The 19,092-nt window shown below is 49.8% G+C and carries 25 protein-coding genes; 9 read left to right on the top strand and 16 right to left on the bottom strand.

Annotation, left to right across the window (positions count from 1 at the left end):
* Window positions 1-50 precede the first annotated feature (50 nt).
* Window positions 51-209, bottom strand: coding sequence for a hypothetical protein (locus BLV87_RS19550; RefSeq protein WP_175517813.1), 159 nt, complete (start codon window positions 207-209; stop codon window positions 51-53).
* Window positions 210-490: 281 nt separating this feature from the next.
* Here BLV87_RS19550 and BLV87_RS17425 point away from each other — a divergent pair, with 281 nt between their 5' ends.
* Together BLV87_RS17425 and BLV87_RS17420 are read left to right on the top strand one after the other, a co-directional pair.
* Complete coding sequence (locus BLV87_RS17425; protein ID WP_139282225.1) at window positions 491-718, top strand: PIN domain-containing protein; 228 nt, start codon at window positions 491-493, stop codon at window positions 716-718.
* Window positions 718-951, top strand: coding sequence for a hypothetical protein (locus BLV87_RS17420; protein ID WP_093070749.1), 234 nt, complete (start codon window positions 718-720; stop codon window positions 949-951). Before BLV87_RS17425 ends, BLV87_RS17420 begins: the two co-directional genes overlap by 1 nt.
* An 18-nt stretch (window positions 952-969) precedes the next feature.
* Here the strand turns inward: BLV87_RS17420 and BLV87_RS17415 are convergent, their stop codons facing one another.
* The 5 genes from BLV87_RS17415 to BLV87_RS17395 form a co-directional block, all read right to left on the bottom strand.
* The gene (locus tag BLV87_RS17415; protein ID WP_217630027.1) at window positions 970-1,506 is read right to left on the bottom strand and encodes a GNAT family N-acetyltransferase; all 537 of its coding nucleotides are present in this window, start codon (window positions 1,504-1,506) and stop codon (window positions 970-972) included.
* Window positions 1,478-1,783: a hypothetical protein gene (locus BLV87_RS17410; RefSeq protein WP_093070748.1), complete on the bottom strand. Its 306-nt coding sequence runs from the start codon at window positions 1,781-1,783 to the stop codon at window positions 1,478-1,480. The genes BLV87_RS17415 and BLV87_RS17410 overlap by 29 nt, the downstream gene beginning before the upstream one ends.
* A 68-nt stretch (window positions 1,784-1,851) precedes the next feature.
* Complete coding sequence (locus BLV87_RS17405) at window positions 1,852-2,196, bottom strand: hypothetical protein (protein ID WP_093070746.1); 345 nt, start codon at window positions 2,194-2,196, stop codon at window positions 1,852-1,854.
* Between the two features lie 76 nt (window positions 2,197-2,272).
* Entirely contained in the window at window positions 2,273-3,625 is a 1,353-nt protein-coding gene (locus tag BLV87_RS19150) for an AAA family ATPase (RefSeq protein WP_139282224.1), read from the bottom strand.
* A 1,034-nt stretch (window positions 3,626-4,659) separates the two neighbouring features.
* Window positions 4,660-5,571 carry an AAA family ATPase gene (locus tag BLV87_RS17395; protein WP_139282223.1) on the bottom strand — a complete coding sequence of 304 codons (912 nt, stop codon included), beginning with the start codon at window positions 5,569-5,571 and terminating at the stop codon, window positions 4,660-4,662.
* A gap of 142 nt (window positions 5,572-5,713) precedes the next feature.
* On the opposite strand from BLV87_RS17395, the gene BLV87_RS17390 reads away from it, so the two are divergent.
* The 3 genes from BLV87_RS17390 (at window position 5,714) to tcmP (ending at window position 7,638) form a co-directional block, all read left to right on the top strand.
* Window positions 5,714-6,280: a Uma2 family endonuclease gene (locus BLV87_RS17390; RefSeq protein ID WP_093070741.1), complete on the top strand. Its 567-nt coding sequence runs from the start codon at window positions 5,714-5,716 to the stop codon at window positions 6,278-6,280.
* Window positions 6,281-6,360: 80 nt separating this feature from the next.
* Window positions 6,361-6,552 (top strand): UPF0175 family protein, encoded by a 192-nt coding sequence (locus BLV87_RS17385; protein ID WP_093070740.1) that lies wholly within the window; start codon window positions 6,361-6,363, stop codon window positions 6,550-6,552.
* A gap of 189 nt (window positions 6,553-6,741) precedes the next feature.
* Window positions 6,742-7,638: a three-Cys-motif partner protein TcmP gene (gene tcmP / locus BLV87_RS17380; protein WP_093070738.1), complete on the top strand. Its 897-nt coding sequence runs from the start codon at window positions 6,742-6,744 to the stop codon at window positions 7,636-7,638.
* Here the strand turns inward: tcmP and BLV87_RS17375 are convergent.
* Entirely contained in the window at window positions 7,619-8,365 is a 747-nt protein-coding gene (locus tag BLV87_RS17375) for a DUF5131 family protein (protein WP_093070737.1), read from the bottom strand. The two genes, tcmP and BLV87_RS17375, sit on opposite strands and share 20 nt — an antisense overlap.
* 198 nt (window positions 8,366-8,563) lie before the next feature.
* Window positions 8,564-9,280 carry a phosphoribosylanthranilate isomerase gene (locus tag BLV87_RS17370; RefSeq protein ID WP_093070735.1) on the bottom strand — a complete coding sequence of 239 codons (717 nt, stop codon included), beginning with the start codon at window positions 9,278-9,280 and terminating at the stop codon, window positions 8,564-8,566.
* Between the two features lie 95 nt (window positions 9,281-9,375).
* Here BLV87_RS17370 and BLV87_RS17365 point away from each other — a divergent pair, with 95 nt between their 5' ends.
* Complete coding sequence (locus tag BLV87_RS17365; protein WP_093070733.1) at window positions 9,376-10,110, top strand: formylglycine-generating enzyme family protein; 735 nt, start codon at window positions 9,376-9,378, stop codon at window positions 10,108-10,110.
* Between the two features lie 3 nt (window positions 10,111-10,113).
* On the opposite strand, the gene BLV87_RS17360 is transcribed toward BLV87_RS17365, so the two are convergent.
* From BLV87_RS17360 to BLV87_RS17350, 3 genes are all read right to left on the bottom strand, one after another.
* The gene (locus tag BLV87_RS17360) at window positions 10,114-10,893 is read right to left on the bottom strand and encodes a dienelactone hydrolase family protein (protein WP_093070732.1); all 780 of its coding nucleotides are present in this window, start codon (window positions 10,891-10,893) and stop codon (window positions 10,114-10,116) included.
* Between the two features lie 122 nt (window positions 10,894-11,015).
* Window positions 11,016-12,239, bottom strand: a complete 1,224-nt coding sequence (gene ispG, locus BLV87_RS17355) for a flavodoxin-dependent (E)-4-hydroxy-3-methylbut-2-enyl-diphosphate synthase (protein WP_093070730.1) — start codon at window positions 12,237-12,239, stop codon at window positions 11,016-11,018.
* 4 nt (window positions 12,240-12,243) lie between these two features.
* A complete protein-coding gene (locus tag BLV87_RS17350) occupies window positions 12,244-12,429 on the bottom strand; it encodes a DUF2283 domain-containing protein (protein WP_093070728.1) in 186 nt (61 codons plus the stop codon).
* A gap of 87 nt (window positions 12,430-12,516) precedes the next feature.
* On the opposite strand from BLV87_RS17350, the gene BLV87_RS17345 reads away from it, so the two are divergent.
* The gene (locus BLV87_RS17345) at window positions 12,517-12,897 is read left to right on the top strand and encodes a hypothetical protein (protein WP_093070727.1); all 381 of its coding nucleotides are present in this window, start codon (window positions 12,517-12,519) and stop codon (window positions 12,895-12,897) included.
* Here the strand turns inward: BLV87_RS17345 and BLV87_RS17340 are convergent.
* The 4 genes from BLV87_RS17340 to BLV87_RS17325 are packed head-to-tail and all read right to left on the bottom strand — an operon-like array spanning window position 12,880 to window position 16,300.
* The gene (locus tag BLV87_RS17340) at window positions 12,880-13,512 is read right to left on the bottom strand and encodes an ABC-type transport auxiliary lipoprotein family protein (RefSeq protein WP_093070725.1); all 633 of its coding nucleotides are present in this window, start codon (window positions 13,510-13,512) and stop codon (window positions 12,880-12,882) included. The two genes, BLV87_RS17345 and BLV87_RS17340, sit on opposite strands and share 18 nt — an antisense overlap.
* The gene (locus BLV87_RS17335) at window positions 13,509-14,444 is read right to left on the bottom strand and encodes an MlaD family protein (protein WP_093070724.1); all 936 of its coding nucleotides are present in this window, start codon (window positions 14,442-14,444) and stop codon (window positions 13,509-13,511) included. Before BLV87_RS17335 ends, BLV87_RS17340 begins: the two co-directional genes overlap by 4 nt.
* The gene (locus tag BLV87_RS17330) at window positions 14,445-15,203 is read right to left on the bottom strand and encodes an ABC transporter ATP-binding protein (RefSeq protein WP_093070722.1); all 759 of its coding nucleotides are present in this window, start codon (window positions 15,201-15,203) and stop codon (window positions 14,445-14,447) included. It lies immediately after the preceding gene.
* A 2-nt stretch (window positions 15,204-15,205) separates the two neighbouring features.
* Window positions 15,206-16,300 (bottom strand): MlaE family ABC transporter permease, encoded by a 1,095-nt coding sequence (locus BLV87_RS17325; protein ID WP_093070720.1) that lies wholly within the window; start codon window positions 16,298-16,300, stop codon window positions 15,206-15,208.
* Window positions 16,301-16,375: 75 nt separating this feature from the next.
* Here BLV87_RS17325 and BLV87_RS17320 point away from each other — a divergent pair, with 75 nt between their 5' ends.
* Window positions 16,376-17,599: a DUF2157 domain-containing protein gene (locus tag BLV87_RS17320; RefSeq protein ID WP_245707067.1), complete on the top strand. Its 1,224-nt coding sequence runs from the start codon at window positions 16,376-16,378 to the stop codon at window positions 17,597-17,599.
* A complete protein-coding gene (locus BLV87_RS17315; RefSeq protein WP_093070719.1) occupies window positions 17,592-18,077 on the top strand; it encodes a GDYXXLXY domain-containing protein in 486 nt (161 codons plus the stop codon). Before BLV87_RS17320 ends, BLV87_RS17315 begins: the two co-directional genes overlap by 8 nt.
* Window positions 18,078-18,124: 47 nt before the next feature.
* On the opposite strand, the gene BLV87_RS17310 is transcribed toward BLV87_RS17315, so the two are convergent.
* Window positions 18,125-18,940, bottom strand: coding sequence for a hypothetical protein (locus BLV87_RS17310; RefSeq protein ID WP_093070717.1), 816 nt, complete (start codon window positions 18,938-18,940; stop codon window positions 18,125-18,127).
* Window positions 18,941-19,092 lie beyond the last annotated feature (152 nt).

The following is a 19,092-nucleotide window of genomic DNA, read 5'->3' as shown; positions in this document are numbered from 1 at the left end:
TTTCCAGAAGTGCCAACGTATGGCGAATTTTGTGTGAAATCTACGTCAAATTACTGATTATCCTCATCCAACACTGGATCATGCTCACCGGATTGTGGGAAATACCCCAGCGCAGCCTCACCAAAGGTGTTCAAGCCATTCAGGAACAGGCTTCCCATCTTGCCGCCTGCATCGCTGAGCGACGCAGCTTGATAAAATGCCTCAAGCAACTGGCAAAACTCTTCGCTTCTTCAACCGCTTGCCGACAAAACAAACGGAGGAAAAAACCTAATAATTGGATGAGATTACAGCAAGTTAGGGAATGGAGGGCTTAAAGTTGATGCGTATAAGGCTCAAAACACATAGCCCTAGCAGAAGGAGAATACGGTTATTCATTCTATATAGAGCGCGGTCTCGATATGAAAACCAACAATGAATCACTTAACGCAGCGTAAATATCAAAAAGGAACCCCCATGCCCCCAGAAGAAATTAAACACTACCGAGAAGCACGTGGCGTATAATGCGCCCCAACTGATGCCGCTCTTTCGGGTTCAACGCCCGCAAGTATTGAACGAGATCAGCAATGTTTTACGCCGCAAACAAAAGCAGGCTTACACGGATATTTTGAATGTCATCCACGAATTGCAAAGCAATTTCCAAGTCAGCACCGTAACGACCCAAACGATTGAGGCGGTGAATGTGAAGGTTTCATCAGTTGCCTGTCAGGGCGCAGCCTGATGATGGAAGGCGAATACCTAAAGCGTTACCCCAAGGGCAAGCATGTCGAAACCGCATTACAACAGGCGAACCAAAGTCTGGCATACATCAGGCAGGAATGGAAAAACCAAGCGATTGAAACTACTGACGTGGATTTGAAAGCATGGCACAGCATTCTCGCACCGTTAGCAGATTCCAAAGCCGCCAAAGAAGCCCGCCAACACCTGAAGGTTTTGCAGGCATTACGCAAATAAGCGACTTGTTTTATTTAATCAACGCACAATCGCTTGCGCAATCACTTGAATCGGCAGGAACATCGGCAATGGCTCAGGTCTGCTACCCAATTCGCCGCCAACACAGACTAATGGCTCAAACCCCAGCTTGGTATAGAAAGCAACGGCTGTGGGTTTAGCATCCACCACCACACCCACGCATCCCACTTGATCGCGCAATTGCAAAGCGAGTTCTAGCATGGCTTTCAATAACAGTTTGCCGATGCCTTGGTGCTGAAAACGCTGATCAACCGCGAGACGGGCAATCCGTAAAATAGGCAGGGGGTAATCGGGAAGACGTTTGCGCACGACATTCGCCAGTTGTTCGGCAGTGATTTCCCCGCTACTGACGGTGGTAAACCCTGCGATTTGCGCGGCACACTCGGCAATGTAGCTGGAGCCGACGTAATGCCGGAACTGATTTTGCCCTGCGAAACGCTGGAAAAAACGATCCAATTCAATGTCGCCGCTGCAAAAGTGGGAACGGTCATCGTGACTTTCCAGCCGCCTAACTTGCACGACCAAGGCATCTGGCATCTCCCCCCCCCGCCATCAACGCCCGCAACGCTGGGGTTGGCTCTTCAGCAGATTCCAGCCGATCCGCCAGTTGTAACATACTCGTTTCGGTGATAATGAGGCGAGCGGGAATGATCACATCCTCCGGTATTTCACGCAGGGCTTGCAAAAAATGTTGCAGGGCGCTCTCAATCATGAACGCTTTGGTCACACCTCGGCGTTTGACGTAGGACTCAATTTGCCCTTTAGTCTCTTCGGAAATGTAGGCTGAAATTTGGGTGGTGGCAGTCGCTGTCATGGTTTTATCCTCTACAGATTTGTAGAAATCTCGTGAGGATTCTAGTCTTAAACGGGGATTTTTACAATCTATGGCAATAGCCAGTTTTCCACGATCAAATCCGGCACACGTTTAAACTCGTTCGTATTATTGGTTACATCATCCAACGGCGGCAAATTATCTATGTCAGGAAAATCTATATCTGACGGCTTGCAAGCGGCTAGAAAGGCAAGCAATGAGGGGCGTTCCAGCCATGCTCTGACCCCTTGCGCACTGCCTTTATCAGTTTGCCAGATCGAAAACAGGTTGTTGGCATTGGGTGGCTCATCTTGCCGTCTGAGCATTTCCAGCATTTTCAGATAATTGGCGAAAGGGATAACCACAGCCTGCTTGCTGCCGCGCTCATCGACGATGAATTGCTCGTTTAACTGCATGTGTATGGTGTGACCCTTTCAGTGAATGCGTGCTTTGATTCTGGCATAGCAACCTAAAGCCTGCAATTTTGTTTGCTCACACCTGATTCCTCACAATCCAACGAGCGAACAGTTCCACTGCCAAGCGGTAACTACCCTCCGTACCCTCCACAATTTCCTTGCGGATGAGGCTTTGGATAGCAGGTTGGAAAGCAGCATCTGCCAACACTGATTCCGTTTTGCCCGTCGCTAATGCCCGCATCACTTGTTGTTCTGCTTCGGAATTATCCTTGCGCCATGTATCCGAGAAGTAGGCGGAAGCTGACACTAGCGTTTTTTCCAGTGCGGTGTTGAGGTCGTCTGGGGTGGCGGTGGTTTGTTGTTTGCTGTTGAGGTAGTTGACGAGTTCGGAGGCTACCGCTTGCAACAGGTAGGGTTGGCAATGGGTGATATGGATGATCTCATCTACCACGCCTGCTTCGTAGTGCAGTTCTGGCACGGGTTTGGTCAGGAGTTCGCGGGCGGATTCGGCATCCAAATAGCTGAGTTCGAGGGTGCGGGTATTGATCAGGTAATTCGCCCAGTTCAGACGGGTTAGCTCTTCAAAACGGTGGCTACCAGACACCAGTACGACGATGGATTTGCTGTGCTGGATCAGGTTACGCAGCTTGCCCAGCACCTTTTCGGAAATATCGCCGTTGATGATGGAGTTTTCCAGTTCTTCGTATTCGTCGAAAGCCAGCAGGATGCGCTTGTCGCGCTGTTCAGCAATTTTCTGTGCTTGCGTTAGGAACTGATCAAGTTGGGTGAAGGCGTTTTTATCAAACTGTTCGATTTGCGGTTGACGAAGCCCGCGCACTGAATCACTTTGATACAGCACATTGAAAAGATCATGGGCGAGGTTGTAGCAAAAGGCTTGGTCGCTTTCGTGCCATTTCGCATCCTGACAGTCGATATAGACAGGCTCGAAACGGCTGCGTGGCAAATTTAGCAAGGTCGAGGATTTACCTGTACGGCGACGACCGTATAGCAGTAACGATGGGCGTTGATCAGTGTTAAGAATGAATTGCTCGATCGCCAACAGAATATCACTGCGCCCAACAAACAATTGCTGGTCACGCACTTCCAATGGATTGCCAGCGATATAGGGATTAGGTAATTCATTATGAGTTGATTGTTGACGCAGCTTTTCTTGCTCATTACTAACCATGTGCAACCACTTGATCGTCAATGGCTCAAAAGTTGAACCAACGGGTGCAACTGTCAATTTCATGAGTTTTTGGAAGTCGGTTAACCTATCGTGCAATTCCGCCAATACTTTTAATTGCCCTGTGCGGGTTTGGCGGATTTGATAATCTGCGGCAAGCGCCGAAACCACATTGATATATTTACGGGCATCCTGTAAACTACTTGGCAATGCCTTATCATCCGCTGGAAAATCAACTAACATTTTAGCTATTTGTGTCAAGTCCGCAACCGATTGGGTGTTTTCTAAGTATTTACCGATAATTATGAGCAGCGCTCTAAAAGCAGCTTTACGTTGAAAGGGGCGTTCATTGACAACAAAAAACAGTTGATCTAATCCTTGTTTAGGATCGCATCTAACTAAATCCAACAACCAATCCTGTAAAAATGGCAGTGGCATACGAATCATCTGATCCCAATAAACAGGAGAATGACGAAAATAGGAAAATGGATTACGCACACGACTACTACGCCAATATTGAAAAACATGGGGCAATATATAAAAAGAACGAAAATGAAAAAAAAAGTAAGTGAAAATTAATACCTGAATATTATAAATAATACCAATCACTCCCTCATTTAATCCAAAAAGCAGCCCTAAAAACAACATTAACAGTAGTCCCCCAACCATGCCCTCAGCTACCCCAGAGATTATTCCTGAGACGAATCCTAGAAATAACACTAGAGCCATATATTCTTCAGCTCGGTCAGGAACTAACGCCAGCAAAATGATCAACCCTAGGGTCAATCCATAGTTCAATCCAAAGGCATGCCCAAAGCCCCATCCATAGGCCAAGCTGGTAAATATCACCCCTATCAAAGCCTTGGTCAAGTAGTCAACATCCACCAAAATCGGCCATCCAAGCAGCCCACCGACTAGCCCGAAAATCAACCCACCGACTAGTCCAAAGATCAACCCACCGACTAACCCGAAAATCAGCCCACCGACTAGCCCGAAAATCAGCCCAAAGATCAACCCGAAAGCCTGATACAAAAATAAAAGTTTGTAAGCCGAATACCAATCAAATGTGTATCCAGCAACGTATCCAGTAACATCACTGGCGCCTGCACTAATTGCCAGCAGTAACATGGCAAGAATACAAACCACTGCATAGGTCTTTAAGAAAATGATGATCACTTCCGTTTTGGGAAGTCTCTCTGTCTCTGCTTTTAACGTCAGGGTTTTGAAGAATGCGAAGTGAATGTAATGTAGCCCTTCACGGAAAAAGTTCAGCATGGTTATATCCCTGTACCTAAATCACGGGCGATTTTGATATTTTCCAACCATGTTTTGATGCTTCCACAGGACAAAATACCTGCGACATTGCGCTTCCATTTTCGCCAATCGTGCTTACCACCAAGTATTTCATAGGCTTTGGCAATTCTTTCTTTTGCTGTATCATTATCCCAATCCTGCTCGCGCCATTGCAGTATCATGTCACAGAAGATTTGCAGTTTGGCGGGATGCGGTTCGGAATACCAGTTGATGAACTCCAGTTCTTTTGCAGTGAACTGAACCGCTGGCTGGTAGTAGTCAATGAAGCTTTCGACATCTTCCGGGGTGAAGTCACCCAACTCTGTGATGCTCAACAAGTTGAAAAACGGTGAGGTGAGTTTTTCTTCGATGGCATAAACTTCCAGCGATTTCCATGAGGCTGTTACCAATGCCAACCGACGCTGGTTGATCATGGAACGCAGGTGGTTAAAGAAACCGTCGTTGAATTCCTGTTTATTGGCAAACAAGCCTTCAAATTCGTCCAGACATAAAACAACTTTCGTGCCACTCGCCACCATCGTTTTGATGGCACTATCGAAAGCGACCAAATTGCGGTTGGGTTTGTTGTCATCCTTGATGCTGTCACTCGGAAGATTCAAGGCTTGCAATACAGTTTGCAGAAAATCGACCACCGTTTGCGCACTGGCATCGGTCAGTTCGATATACACAAAGCGGAAACGGCTGTCATTCAGGCGTTCATTGCCAGTCTGGAACAAATGGTACAGCAGGGATGACTTGCCAATACGCCGTTCACCCACCACCGAACAGCTTTGCATGGTCTTAAGGCGGGTCACAATGTGCAGCAATTCCGCTTTGCGCCCGATAAAGTCACTGGGATTCTGAATTGTGCCACGCACAGTGAATGGATTTTCCAACACAAACCCTCCAATTTTTCAGCAAGTATAGGTGACAGGTAGAAAGGCAACAATGCCGATTTTGCCAAGCCCCCTGAAACGGTCTACTATCCCCAAAGACACACGACGGAGCATTAATTAACATGCCAGCACTCGCCGCAAAATGAAAATTACCCCAGAACAATACCTTGCCGCAGAAATCGACGCGCCCACCCGCAGCGAATACGTCCAAGGCGAAATCTACGCAATGGCAGGCGCAAGCGACGGGCATGTAACCGTAAACGCAAACTTGATCACCCTGATCAAACCCCACCTACGCGGCTCTGGCTGCAAACCCTACATCAACGACATGAAAGTACGCATCGGCACGGATGATGCCTACTACTACCCCGACCTGCTGGTGTCCTGCGACCCCGCCGACCACAAGCGCAACTACATCAAACAGTCCCCACTGTTAATCATCGAGATTCTGTCATCCAGCACCGAAGCCTACGACCGAGGCGGAAAGTTTGCCTTTTACCGCCGATTGACCAGCTTGCAAGAATACGTGCTGATTGACCCACGCACCTACCGCGTCGACGTATTCCGCCGCACCACACAAAACCGCTGGGAATTGTTCAATTTTGAAGGGGCTGATGCTGAAGTCGAATTTGCCAGCATCAACTTTCACTGCCCGATGCAAGCCGTTTACGAAGACGTGGATTTTGAACTAAGTCACTCGGCATACTAATACCATCGGTACATCCATTTTACACATACCCAGTTAACCTGCTAGAGTCCTACTTCAACGTAGCACTTGAGGATTCCCCCATGCAGACCATCGGCTTGAAAACGTGCTTGCTGGTTCGTGCTTATACTGATGGCTGTTTATCCTTGGGGCAACTGGCTCGCGCACTGGGAAAATCCCATACCGACATCGCCAATTTACTGACACTGCTCAACATCCCAGTATTGGATTACGATCTCGCCGATGAACTGGAGACGTTAGAAAGCCTCGCATGATTCCAGCCATTATCAGTGACAGACAAAACCGTTACATCCATACAGCAACAGGCACAAGTGTTTCAGCGCACCGTGGGTGGACAAGCGGATACTTATCATCCTGTATCAATCAAAGCAACCCGTGACAAAATCGGTGGTAAAATACGCTGTTTTATCAAAATATTGATGCAGTAAACTAGAGGAAAATGCATGGCAGATCATGAGTTTGGCGGTGATTGGACAGAGCTAAAGCTGGCTGTAGTCAAAGCATATCTGGTTTTTTTCACCACAGCACTTAAAAATCAAACATTTAAAACGGTTTATATTGATGCCTTTGCAGGTAGCGGTGAACGGGTGCAAACCAATAAGGATGCCCCTATATTCGGTGAAGGAGAAACCAAAGAGCGTTTTGCCGGATCAGCTATGATTGCTTTGAAAACCAGACCTCCTTTTCACAGCTATCATTTCATCGAAAAAAAGCCTTCTTTCTACAGGCAACTAAAACAAGAAGTGACTGATTATGCGGTTTCTCATGGACTGGATGCTCGGTGTTATCCGGGTACTGCCGAAGAGCACCTGAAAACGATCATTACCCAACATGTTATCGAAACAAATAACCGTGCCGTCCTGTTTCTTGATCCTTATGGGCTGGATGTTAGTTGGGAAATGCTGGAATTCATCCAAGCCACTGAAAAGATAGATATATTTTACCTATTTTCCCTATCCGGCATTTACAGGAATATGACCATTAAATTCGCCAACCTCGATACTGACAAGATCAACAGCCTCAACAGAACGCTGGGTACAACAGAGTGGCAAACAGAATTTTATCGGACACCAGATACCCATAAGCAAGGGCAAATGGATATGTTTTCCACGCCTGAAACCCGTTGCGATCGGCAAGAAACACCTGTTGAAATTGAAAGCTATCTACGGCAAAGGCTTTCAAAACTTTTTCCTTATGTGTCTGCACCCATTGCATTGCCACCACGAGGCAACGGGGCGCAATTGTTCTCATTGTTTTTCTGCATGTCAAACCCCAACAAAAGAGCATTAGAGTTAGGCAATAAGGTTTATAGCCATATTTTCAAAAAGATAACTGGGTAGTCGGATAATTATCCCAAACTGTACCATCAAGCACTCTCCCATTTAGGTGCTTATTGCGTTTGATGCCATCTGCTCCCCATGTTCCCCATTGTTTGAAAAAGAAGGTTGAACCTGCTTCTTCACATTGCCTACGAATGCTGGAAACCCACTCCGGTTTCATCGGTCTTGCCTTAGCACCGCTTTCTCCGCCGACAATTACCCAATGAATATTGGACAGGTCAAATGACCCAAGATGTTCCAGCAAGGGTTCTACCGACAGAAAACGTATTTTAGCTGGAATATGCCGTAACTCATCAATACGTGGGATACCGTATTCACGGTCTTCAACTGTGACCCCTAACCAAACATTATCAGGCACTTTGCGGTCAATAAAATATTCACGCATCCTGACCGCTCGTTTCGTTAAAATCTGATAGGTATGCCGTGGGGTTTGACGAATCACCTTAAAAATTTGGTCAAGGTAATCATCAGGAATATCTTCGTGGAACAAGTCGGACATGGAGTTCACGAAATACATAGTTGGTTTTTTACGGTTCAAGGGTTGTGACAAGCGACTGGGCATCAGTGATAGCTTGAAGCCATTGTCATAGCCCGGTGTACTCATCGCTTGCAGGCGATTTGCCATCGTTTCCGCGTAGCAGTGCTTACATCCGGGTGAAATTTTGGTGCAGCCAGTGGCAGGATTCCAAGTTTGTTCAGTCCACTCAATTTTGCTTTGCGTACTCATTATTTTATACCTTCACCGTGTTGATGCCTTGTCACCTTGATTGTCGTGCCAATGCAAATTTACCGTTTAACTATAGCAAGCGAACAAAAACCGAACCAAATGATTTTTTCGATCAGTTCCCCGCTAATCATTGATGACATAACGTTTTTACCCTATCCGCTGCCTTAAAATGTGTATGGATATTCAGCATTAGATTACTTACCGCTCATACAACTCATCCCGCGTCCAACGACGACCTTCACTATCCGCTGTAGAACGTTCCGCCATTACCAGAATGCTATCCGTTGCCTGCTGCCGCGCCACGCCCGCCATAAACGCCCGCACCTTCACCACATCCTTCACACCGGGCGCGGATTCCACCCCGCTGCTCACATCCACCGCATACACACGACTAACACGAATCGCTTCCGCCACATTTTCCGCCGTCAACCCGCCTGCCAAAATAATCGGCTTGGGGTAATCCTGCGGCACTTGCGTCCAATCAAAGGTTTCACCCGTGCCACCCGCCGCGCCCGGTGCGTGGCTATCCACCAAAAAGCCTTGCGCATCGGGGAAACGCGCCGCATACGCCACAAAGCCACCCGATTCAGCCAAGCCCTTCATCCCCACCGCTTTCAAATACGGGCGTGAAAATTGGCGGCAATACTCCGGCGTTTCCGAACCGTGAAATTGCAAAATATCCAGCGGCACGGCTGCCAATACGTCGCGCACAACATCCGCCTTTGCATCCAAAAACAAGCCCACGGTGGTGACAAACGGCGGCATCGCCGCGCAAATAGCCGCCGCTTGCGTAATGCTCAGATTGCGCTTGCTCTTGGGGTAAAACACCAACCCAATCGCATCCGCCCCCGCCGCGCTGACCATTGCCGCATCCATGACTGAGGTGATTCCGCACACTTTTACCCGACAGCGCATAACCGTAATTCCTGAGCAATAAAAGCCGCCAAGTTACCACAGACAGCTTGTCAGCCAAACAGGAAAGCACGACGCGGTTGCTTTACGATAAGCACATGTACGCAACACTACCTAACTACAGCACCACCCTACCCTTACCCCGCATGGTTCACCTTCCACCGGGGCGCTTCCTGATGGGCGGGATAGAGGGGCGCGACGACGTGGAAGGCGGCTGCACTGCCAACGAACGCCCCGCCCGCCAGGTTTACATTGCCGCGTTTGCACTCGGTAAATACCCCGTGACTTTCGACGAATACGATGCCTTTTGCGAAGCCAGCGGTTTTCCGCTACCTGACGACAAAGGCTGGGGACGCGGCAAACGTCCGGTAATTAACGTGAGTTGGGACGACGCACAAGCCTATTGTCACTGGCTCAGCAGCATGAATGGTGTGACGTATCGCCTACCATCCGAAGCCGAATGGGAATACGCCACCCGCAGCGGCAGCCACACCGCCTACCCATGGGGGATGCAAATCACCAGCGCCCACGCCAATCACCACATGCAGCACGGCATGACCACGCCGGTAGGTAGTTATCCACCCAATGCCTTCGGTTTACACGATTTGTGTGGGAATGTCTGGGAATGGGTGCAAGACTGTTGGCACGATTCCTATCACGGTGCGCCCGCGAATGGGCAAGCGTGGGAAGACAGCGGCGACCACCACGAGCGGGTGCTACGTGGTGGTTCGTGGAACGACAGACCACGCTATTTACGCGCCGCCTATCGGGTTAAGGATTATGCCAGCGGTCACCAGATTTTCCGTGGCTTCCGCGTGGCACGTTCGCTTTGAGGCTTATTTGAAGATTTCGTCGAAAAACGCTTTCATGCCCGCCCAAGAACGCTGATCGGCTTTTTCATCGTACTTCAGGTTTTCAATGCCGTATTTGCCCGCATTCGGGTTGGTGAAACCGTGACGTACATCGCCGCCATAGGCGACAAACTGCCAATCCGCGCCGGTTTTTTCCATCTGCTCGGTAAACTTATTCACCGTGGCTGGTGGAACCATGCCGTCAGCATTGCCGTGGAACGCGAGGATTTTGGTTTTGATTTCGGTGCCATCCGGTGCTGATGGCAAGGAACCGTGGAAGCTCACCACGCCATCAATATCCGTGCCGCCGTAAGCCATTTGCATCATCGTGCCGCCGCCGAAGCAGTAACCAATCGCCGCGAGTTTTTCCGCGTCTACTTTATCGCTTTTCTTGAGCTGTTCCAAACCTGCATTCGCGGTGGCACGCCATGCCTCAACGTCGGAGGTGATTTCCGTCATCCATTCCTTGGCTTGCTCTGGTTTATCGGTGGATTTGCCTTCGCCGTACATATCCGCCGCAAACGCGACGTAACCCAGTTCCGCCAGTTTTTGTGCCTGCGTTTTGGCGTGATCATTTAAGCCCCACCATTCGTGGACGACTAATACGCCGGGGCGTTTTTCGGTGACGGCATCGTCGTAATACATCTGACCGACGAATTTTGTGCCATCGAGTTCGTATTCAACGGCTCCGCTTTTGACGGCTGCCATGACGTTGCTTGCCAATAGGGATAAGCCAGCGATTGCCAGCAGGGATAGTTTTTTCATGTAACACTCCTTTGGGTTGAAGAACCCTCACCCCCCCACCCCCCTCTCCCAGAGGTAGAGGGGGGGTAAGACGTTGTATTTCTTAGCCCCTCTACCTTTGGGAGAGGGGTTGGGGTGAGGGCTTATTTAAACGTTCGTTGCACGTAAGCCTCGACCAACGCCTGAAACTCTTGTGCAATATTATCGCCTTTGAGCGTAACGGTTTTTTGCCCGTCTTCGTAAACCGGCGCAACCGGCACTTCGCCGCTTCCCGGCAAACTGATACCAATGTTAGCGTGTTTGCTTTCGCCCGGCCCATTAACCACACAGCCCATGACCGCGACCGACATGCTTTCCACGCCTGCGTATTTGTCTTTCCACACCGGCATTTGTTCGCGCAGCCAGTTTTGAATGTCTTCGGCGAGGTGTTGGAAATAGTCACTGGAGGTACGCCCACAACCGGGGCAAGCCACCACTTGTGGCGTGAACGAACGCAAACCGAGTGCTTGCAAGATTTCTTGCCCGACGATTACTTCTTTTTCACGTTTGGCGTGCGGTTCGGGGGTGAGGGAAATGCGAATGGTGTCGCCAATGCCTTCTTGCAATAACACCGCGAGTGCCGCTGTGGAATACACAATTCCCTTGCTGCCCATGCCCGCTTCGGTCAAACCGAGGTGCAGCGGGTAATCGCAACGGCTCGCCAAATCACGGTAAGCCCGCACCAAACCCTGCACTTCGCTGAGTTTGCACGACAAAATAATGTGATCGTGCGGCAAACCGTATTCTTCGGCTTTGGCGGCACTGGTGAGCGCAGATTCGATCAGCGCGGCGTGCATCACATCGTACAACTCCAGTGGTTGCGCCAGTTTGGAGTTGTCATCCAGATTGCGTGCCAGCAATTCCTGATCGAGCGATCCCCAATTCACGCCAATGCGCACCGGCTTGTCGTAGCGGCAGGCGAATTCGATCATTTGCGCGAATTGCTCATCGCGCTTTTTGCCACGCCCTACATTGCCGGGGTTAATGCGGTATTTGGCGAGGGCTTGCGCACATTCGGGCACAGCGGTCAGTAGCTTGTGTCCGTTGAAATGAAAATCGCCAATCAGCGGCACATTACAGCCCATTTTATCGAGGCGTTCGCGCACCTCAGGGACAGCTTGCGCGGCTTCCAAAGAATTAACGGTAATCCGCACCAGCTCCGAGCCAGCGCGAAACAGTTCCGCACATTGTGCCGCAGTACGCACGGCATCCGCTGTATCGGTGTTGGTCATGGATTGCACCACAACCGGGTAATCGCCGCCGACAGTGACATTGCCAACCTTCACAGGAACGGTGCGGTGGCGTGGAATAAGGTGATTGTTTGCCATGTTGTTATGCTGCCTGTTTCAGAGGGAGTTCAGCACGCTTGCTGACATAAAGGACTTCGATACCCAGCACATTACCCGCCGCATCGTAATCAAACATCATGCCGGGTTTAACTTCTTCGGTTTTTGCCACGTCACCTTCAGCAAGTTGGATGTACATCGCGTCCGCCATTGGGTCAAATTCGATTTTCATCTTTATGTTATTTCCGGTTGTCTTGGATTGGGGCATTATGCCCTATCGTGCGATAATTGGCAGTGACAGGGTTATTATGGCGGAACTATGCAAACACTTTTTTCTTTGATCGAATCACCCATCCACCCCAACTTCAGTGCATTGTATCAGCAGCTTGGTATTGCGGAGCAACGCTTCACCGCCGCTCGCAAGTTACACAAAGCCTTGCAGCAACAAGCACCGGATTTTCTGGTCGGCGAATTCATCTACGGCTTTGGCAACAATTACGCCGGAGCGAATGTGTGCAATCTGGATGTGACCTTGCGGGCATTGCAGCGTTTTTCACCGCAGACCAAAGTGATCGTTTTCGTGCCACCCAATGAAGCGCAATACGTCGATAAGTTGCTGGCATTATTCCCCATTCACGCGGTACTGAAATACCCCATCAGCCCGCAAGCGATGCAGCAAGCCTTACAAATCCCGCTGTAAATCCGTCAATAATGCGCCAATGACTTCACTCAACGCCTGATTCAAGGCTGCCACAATCTTGCTGGTGCTGACGGGAATCTGCTCCTTACGCACGGCATAACGGTGCTGCCTTAGCAAATGCTGATCCCCTACCCGCACGAGGGAAGCATCCATCACGATTTCCACGGCTGCACTGCCTTTGCCAGCGGGTGGGTATTCCGCCTGAAAGCTGGCAACCCGCAACAGCAATTTGTAATTATCATCCTTACCCAGCATCTGCGCAGAAACCGACTGAAAACTGCCGCTCCGCGCTAACGCATCCAGCACCACCGCGTGCAAATAGTTCGATAAATCATCAGGCCAGCGGCTATGCGCAATAAAATCCTGCTGCAAAAGCGGTTTGATCAACACAATCCGGTCACTATCCAACGCAGGGCTGACGGTCACTTTCGGCACATACACATTCGCGTTCAGTCGTTGTGATGCCGTAGCAACCGACGGTGCTAAACGGTAAGTCTGCTCGACCGGCAAATCACTTTTCAACGGCACAGAACACGCGGTGAGTAACGAAAACAACCCAAATAATAGAAGAGGGCGTATGCAATACGCCCTCTTCTTCCCTATTTTCTGCATCATCGCGGCAACTCCGTCCCCTGCGGCACAGGCTGGTAAATAATCTGTGAAGGATTTTGCTCCAAACGCTCACTCAACTGGCGCACCGACACGGCGGCTTTGCGTGATTCATCCAACACAGCCTTAAGGTTTTCACCCCCTTCCCCCAGCAATTCATTGACCCGTCCTTCATTGTTCACCACCACGCGGTCGATGTCTTGCACTAACTTATCCACCCGCTGCGACGTCTGTTTGATAGAGGCTAAGGTGGATTGCAAGGCTTTCATATTACCTGCCAACCCCTGTTCGGAACGCTGAACCGCTCCATCCAGATGCTCCACCAATACCTTGAGTTCACGGCTAGTCTGGTTGAGGTTGGCGATTAATTGCGGCAATCCGGCAGAGGCTTCGTGCAGATTTTTCAGCAAACCTGCCAAGTGCTCACGGTTCTCCGTATTGAACACCTCATTGGCTGCTGCCACCAATTTGCTCAAGTTTTGCTCCAGATTTGGCAATTGTTGTATCACCGCATCCATATCCGTCAGCTTAGTGCGAATCACCGGAAATGCATTGCCTGCGCTAACGCTCAGCGGCTCTGATTCGAGAGAAGAATCTTGAGCCAGACTCACAAACGGCACGCCCGTCAAGCCCTGTTGGCGCAAGGTCGCCACCGTCGCAGCATTCACCGGAGTACGGACTTCCAGCTTAATTCTCACCCCGACGCGCACTGGGTTATCTGGCAATAAAAACACCTCAGACACCTCGCCCATCTTAATGCCCATGTAACGCACTTCACTGCCTTTTTCCAGCCCTTCAACGGGTGTATCGAAGTGGATGTCATACACCGCTGTTGCCGTCGATGGTTTGTCGTAAAACAACCCGGCAAAGAAAAATCCCGCTACCGCCATCACGATGACGAACAAGCCAACCAAAAAATAGTGGGCATCCCGTTCCAATCAATTCCCCCTGAGCAGCGCACGCGCCCGCCCGCCACTGAAATAATGTTGTATCTCCGGGTGAGGGTTTGCCAGCAATTCACGCAGCGTCCCCACCACCACCTGTTTATCAACCAGCATTGCAATGCGGTCGCAGGTTGAGAATAAACTATCAAGGTCATGCGTCACCATGACAACCGTCAGCTTAAGATTGCGGTGCAAAGTGCCAATAAGCTGATCGAATTCCTCAGCAGATACCGGGTCAAGCCCGGATGTTGGCTCATCCAGAAACAATACGATCGGGTCAAGCACCAAGGCTCGTGCCAAAGCAACCCGTTTGACCATACCACCGGACAGTTGTGCGGGAAACTTATCCGCCACCGCCCGTTCCAACCCCACCATTTCCAAGCGTACATACATCAACTCACGGCATTCCTGAGCGCTCAGATTGGAAAACTCGCGCAATGGAAACTCGATATTATCCGCCACCGATAATGATGAAAACAGCGCACCGCGTTGGAACATCACTCCCCAATGTTGCTTCAGGCGCGTAAAATCCTCAGGGGGCAATTGCGTTAATTCGGTACTACCGAAATAAATCTCACCGCTGAACGCTGGCTGCAAACCCAACACAGTACGCAACAGCACCGATTTGCCAGAACCCGACCCACCCACAATCCCCAACACCTCGCCACGGTAAATCTCAAGATTCAAACCATCATGCACCCGTTGTGTGCCGAACTGGTTAACGAGTTGACGAATCGAAATCAGCGTTTCCATCACTAAAACCCCAGCCGGTAGAACAGGATGGAAAACAACGCATCCAGCAACAGTACCAGAAAAATCGAATCCACCACCGCTTTAGTGGTGTGTTCCCCCAAACTGGCAGAAGAGCCGGAAACGCGCATTCCCTGCCAACAACCAATCAAGGCAATCACCACCGCAAAAAACGGTGCTTTGATCAAACCCGCCGCAAACGTGCGGAACTCAATATTGGTTTGGACATGCGTAAAGAATTGCACAAACGAAATATCCAGAATGGTGGATGCAATCAGCGCAGCCGCCATCAACGCCACGATGTCAGCTAATACCGTAAGTAACGGCAAAGCAATCACCAACGCCACCAAACGCGGCACCACCAAAATCAGAAACGGGTCTTTACCCATTACCAGCAAGGCATCCACTTCCTGATTGGTTTTCATCAAGCCAATTTCCGCCGCAAACGCACTGCCCGAACGCCCTGCCACCATGATCGCGGTCAGCAACACACCAAGTTCGCGCAAGACCGAAATCGTCACCATATCCACCGTGTAGATTTCCGCCCCCAAATCACGCAATTGCCCGCCACCTTGGTAGGTAATCACAATGCTGATCAGGCAAGCAATCAACGCCACAATCGGCACAGCACTAATGCCCGTGGTGAATACGTGGTGAAATACAGCACGAAAGCGGAACAGGTGTGGGGAAAACAGGCTGGTGAATAACGCGGCTATGCTGTGACCGAAGAAAGTGATGAAAGAACGCAATACCTGCCAAAGGTTGGACAAAGAAACCCCTCCTAGCCTCCCCTTGTCAGGGGAGGGAGAAGAGTCGGAGGCTTCTGTGGCGGCGAAATACCTCAGATATTCGGCGGGGAAATGGTCAAAGTGGACTTCGTAGCCCTGCCGTATCCAAGATTGCGCCTGCTGATACACAACCCATGCTGCTGTCACATCCAACCGTGCCACTGCTTGTGCATCCACCACCAACGGCGTACCTACCACAGGCTGAACCTGTTGCAAGGCCGCTTTAATCGCTGCGATTTGCGCAAACACCCATTCACCCTGCAAATAAAGGTGAAGCTCGCCATTTTGTGAAAGTTGCCGTAGTTCGATCATGACCTTATTGTGCCTGCTTCTCACTATGGATAGCTACCGCTTGTAGTCGTGCCTCAAACCTGCAACCATGCATTCATGATTGATTCACCACTGCAAAGCATGAGCACCCTACATAAACTCAACCAATGGCTACAAGCGGGACTTATCACCCCCGCACAACACGCCAATATCCTCAGCTTTGAAGCCGAGCACCGCCAGCATTCAAACGGCTGGCTGTACAGCTTCATGATTCTGGGTGCGGTCATTATTGGGCTGGGCATTATTTCCCTGATCGCCGCGAATTGGGCAACGCTTCCCGATGCACTAAAGCTGGGTGCAGACTTTACGCTATTGGGCGGCTTGGCAGCGGGGATTGTCTGGCAATACCCCAACCGCCAACACGGTGTGTGGTTTGAGGTGTTACTGGTGAGTTTCATGGTGTTGTGCCTGGCCAGCATCGGCCTGATTGCGCAGATTTACCATATCAGTGGCAAGTGGTATCACGCCCTGCTGTTTTGGGCTGCCATCACGTTTTTACTCAGCTTGTTTGCACGTCATTTATTTTCGCGCTTTTTCTGGGTAACGCTGTTCTTGCTGGGCTTGTCCTGGAGCATTGTGGCTGCCATGGGCGGGCATACGCCCTCTCATTTGCAGGCATTTCCCGCCGTATTGCTGTTTGCCCCCCTGCTGAGCGCCTTGCTGTATTACCTCAGTCAGCACCTCAAACCACTGCGCGGGTTTAGTGGCAGCCTGTTTTTCTGGTTTCAGTTCAGTGCCATGCTCGCGCTGGCATTCGCTGATATTGCGCGTTCGGGGGGAGAACTGAGGGATTATCCCGTCGCAGGGTATTACCCCGCTTATTGGGCTGCGGCATTGTTGGCACTGAGCATTATTCTGCAACGCGATTACCAACGGTTGAATAAAGTCTTATTGTTGGCAAGCCTCGCCCTGTTGTTGCTGGCCTTCCACCCCGATTTGCTATTTACCGGCGCACAACGCTATACCTTGCTTGGCACGCATGACAGCAGTGGTGTGAGTTTTTGGCAAGCAGACGACATCCGTGCGCCGTTACTGACCCTGCTGATCTTGTTTTTGTATGCCATTCATGCAGGCAATCTTGGGCATCAACATACCTTTAACGCCGTGACCTTTTTGATCGGGCTGCGCTTTGTGATTGTATATTTTCAGGCCATGGGCGGGTTAGCCGCGACGGGTGTGGGCTTGATCCTCTCCGGTAGCCTGATTATTGGCATGACTTGGGCGTGGTACAAAGGGCGAGACCGCTTACGGCAGTGGGTAACAAGGGGGCAACATGCATAAGCGCAGTGGGCTGATGATAGCGCTGTTGGTTCCTATTCTGGCGTTGGCGTTGAATGCTTACCTGAACAGTGTGCAACGTGCCAGCGGTGAAGCGGTGGTATTGCCCATCATCGGTTTTGACCCGCGTGATTTGCTTTCCGGGCATTACCTGATGTACCAAGTGGATTATGGGGTGAGTACAGGCTGCACCGCACACGGGGTAGAAGCCGCGATCTGTTTGCGCCCCACACGTCAGCTATACCTGGCTGACGCCTTACCTGCCGATTGTGACTTATTCATCCGGGGCTATTGTGACAGCAGTGCTGCATTCAACGCGGGTATTGAGCGGTTTTACATTCCCGAAGCGTATGCACAGGCTCTGGAAACCAAAGTCCGCAACAAACGCGGCGAGTTGGTGGTGTCGGTGGATAAGGCAGGCAATGCCGCCATCCGTGACCTGTTGATTGATGGCAAACCCTGGAAAGCAAGCGTGCCATAAGCAACTGACGTTATTGATGCATCAGGCGAGCAATTTTGCTTTGCCTATTAGAGCTTATCCAATAGCTGTTGGCTTAAGGCATTAACCCTTGCTTCATTATCGCTAAGTGTCTCTTGTAACTGCTCAAGGTACCTTGTTTCTGCGCCTTTTACCGCCCCTTGCACATACTCACTGTTTTCACCTAACACACTCAAACGCTGTTTTAAACCAGTCACCATATTAGCAAAAAAATCACTATAGACCGTAGATTGCTCAACATAAGTCTTCAGTACGTTTTTTTGATAGTCAAATTCTGCATCACTCGTCAACAAGGCTAAATCAAGGATTCGTGGTGCTGCTACCGCATCATAGGATTTGCTCCATGTTTGAACTACCCCTTGTGATTCAGCCGCAAACTCCCCCATGATTTTGTAAAACTGTTGTTCTGATCCGGTGTTTTTTTCAGAGAGCGTGTTAAACGTGTCTATCATCGCATCTGAAAATTTATTGTAAGCGGCATCTACTTCTGCGGGAGTATCGGCATTCGACACGTCTTGTTTATAGCGGCTTTCCTGTTCTAAAAGATTCTTTGTTACTTCCGACTGCGGTACTTTATTAGCTAACCCTGCAAGCTGAGATAAGAGGATTAATGACAAAACAATATTAAACGTAATGCTAACACTTTTTTCTTGTCGCCCCGATAGCAGCCAAACAATCAAGGCTATGGCTAATGGAAATAGTGACAATCCAAGCAAATAACCGATAAGGCCGCCGGTTGCATACGGTGTTTTATCAGAGAATATAAGAAAAAAAGCAATATACAGGGTTGCAACAATGCCAAAATAAATCTTATTCGATTTTGATAGCACAAATTTCTGCTTCACTTAACACTCCTTGTATTTTTTAATTGCCGGAGAGGGCGTATTGCATACGCCCTCTTCTAGAATCAGATGAGGTTTTAAATAATTACGTTAATAATAACCGCAGATAAAATGAAAGCATCTTAATCCCTTTTAAATCAGGGCGGTCTTCAGAA

The sequence above is a fragment of the Thiothrix caldifontis genome, from assembly GCF_900107695.1.
Classification (GTDB): domain Bacteria; phylum Pseudomonadota; class Gammaproteobacteria; order Thiotrichales; family Thiotrichaceae; genus Thiothrix; species Thiothrix caldifontis.
Note: the sequence above shows the minus strand (reverse complement) of the source record. Positions and strands in the feature narration are given on the sequence as shown.

Coding starts and splice junctions, on each gene's coding strand:
- ispG (WP_093070730.1), bottom strand. CDS start 12,239: ATGGCAAACAATCACCTTATTCCACGCCACCGCACCGTTCCTGTGAAG.
- tcmP (WP_093070738.1), top strand. CDS start 6,742: ATGGCAGATCATGAGTTTGGCGGTGATTGGACAGAGCTAAAGCTGGCT.
- BLV87_RS17315 (WP_093070719.1), top strand. CDS start 17,592: ATGCATAAGCGCAGTGGGCTGATGATAGCGCTGTTGGTTCCTATTCTG.
- BLV87_RS17420 (WP_093070749.1), top strand. CDS start 718: ATGATGGAAGGCGAATACCTAAAGCGTTACCCCAAGGGCAAGCATGTC.
- BLV87_RS17370 (WP_093070735.1), bottom strand. CDS start 9,280: ATGCGCTGTCGGGTAAAAGTGTGCGGAATCACCTCAGTCATGGATGCG.
- BLV87_RS17390 (WP_093070741.1), top strand. CDS start 5,714: ATGAAAATTACCCCAGAACAATACCTTGCCGCAGAAATCGACGCGCCC.
- BLV87_RS17385 (WP_093070740.1), top strand. CDS start 6,361: ATGCAGACCATCGGCTTGAAAACGTGCTTGCTGGTTCGTGCTTATACT.
- BLV87_RS17365 (WP_093070733.1), top strand. CDS start 9,376: ATGTACGCAACACTACCTAACTACAGCACCACCCTACCCTTACCCCGC.
- BLV87_RS17325 (WP_093070720.1), bottom strand. CDS start 16,300: ATGATCGAACTACGGCAACTTTCACAAAATGGCGAGCTTCACCTTTAT.
- BLV87_RS17415 (WP_217630027.1), bottom strand. CDS start 1,506: ATGCCAGATGCCTTGGTCGTGCAAGTTAGGCGGCTGGAAAGTCACGAT.
- BLV87_RS17405 (WP_093070746.1), bottom strand. CDS start 2,196: ATGCAGTTAAACGAGCAATTCATCGTCGATGAGCGCGGCAGCAAGCAG.
- BLV87_RS19150 (WP_139282224.1), bottom strand. CDS start 3,625: ATGTTAGTTGATTTTCCAGCGGATGATAAGGCATTGCCAAGTAGTTTA.
- BLV87_RS17350 (WP_093070728.1), bottom strand. CDS start 12,429: ATGAAAATCGAATTTGACCCAATGGCGGACGCGATGTACATCCAACTT.
- BLV87_RS17360 (WP_093070732.1), bottom strand. CDS start 10,893: ATGAAAAAACTATCCCTGCTGGCAATCGCTGGCTTATCCCTATTGGCA.
- BLV87_RS17340 (WP_093070725.1), bottom strand. CDS start 13,512: ATGATGCAGAAAATAGGGAAGAAGAGGGCGTATTGCATACGCCCTCTT.
- BLV87_RS17320 (WP_245707067.1), top strand. CDS start 16,376: ATGATTGATTCACCACTGCAAAGCATGAGCACCCTACATAAACTCAAC.
- BLV87_RS17375 (WP_093070737.1), bottom strand. CDS start 8,365: ATGAGTACGCAAAGCAAAATTGAGTGGACTGAACAAACTTGGAATCCT.
- BLV87_RS17330 (WP_093070722.1), bottom strand. CDS start 15,203: ATGGAAACGCTGATTTCGATTCGTCAACTCGTTAACCAGTTCGGCACA.
- BLV87_RS17410 (WP_093070748.1), bottom strand. CDS start 1,783: ATGACAGCGACTGCCACCACCCAAATTTCAGCCTACATTTCCGAAGAG.
- BLV87_RS17345 (WP_093070727.1), top strand. CDS start 12,517: ATGCAAACACTTTTTTCTTTGATCGAATCACCCATCCACCCCAACTTC.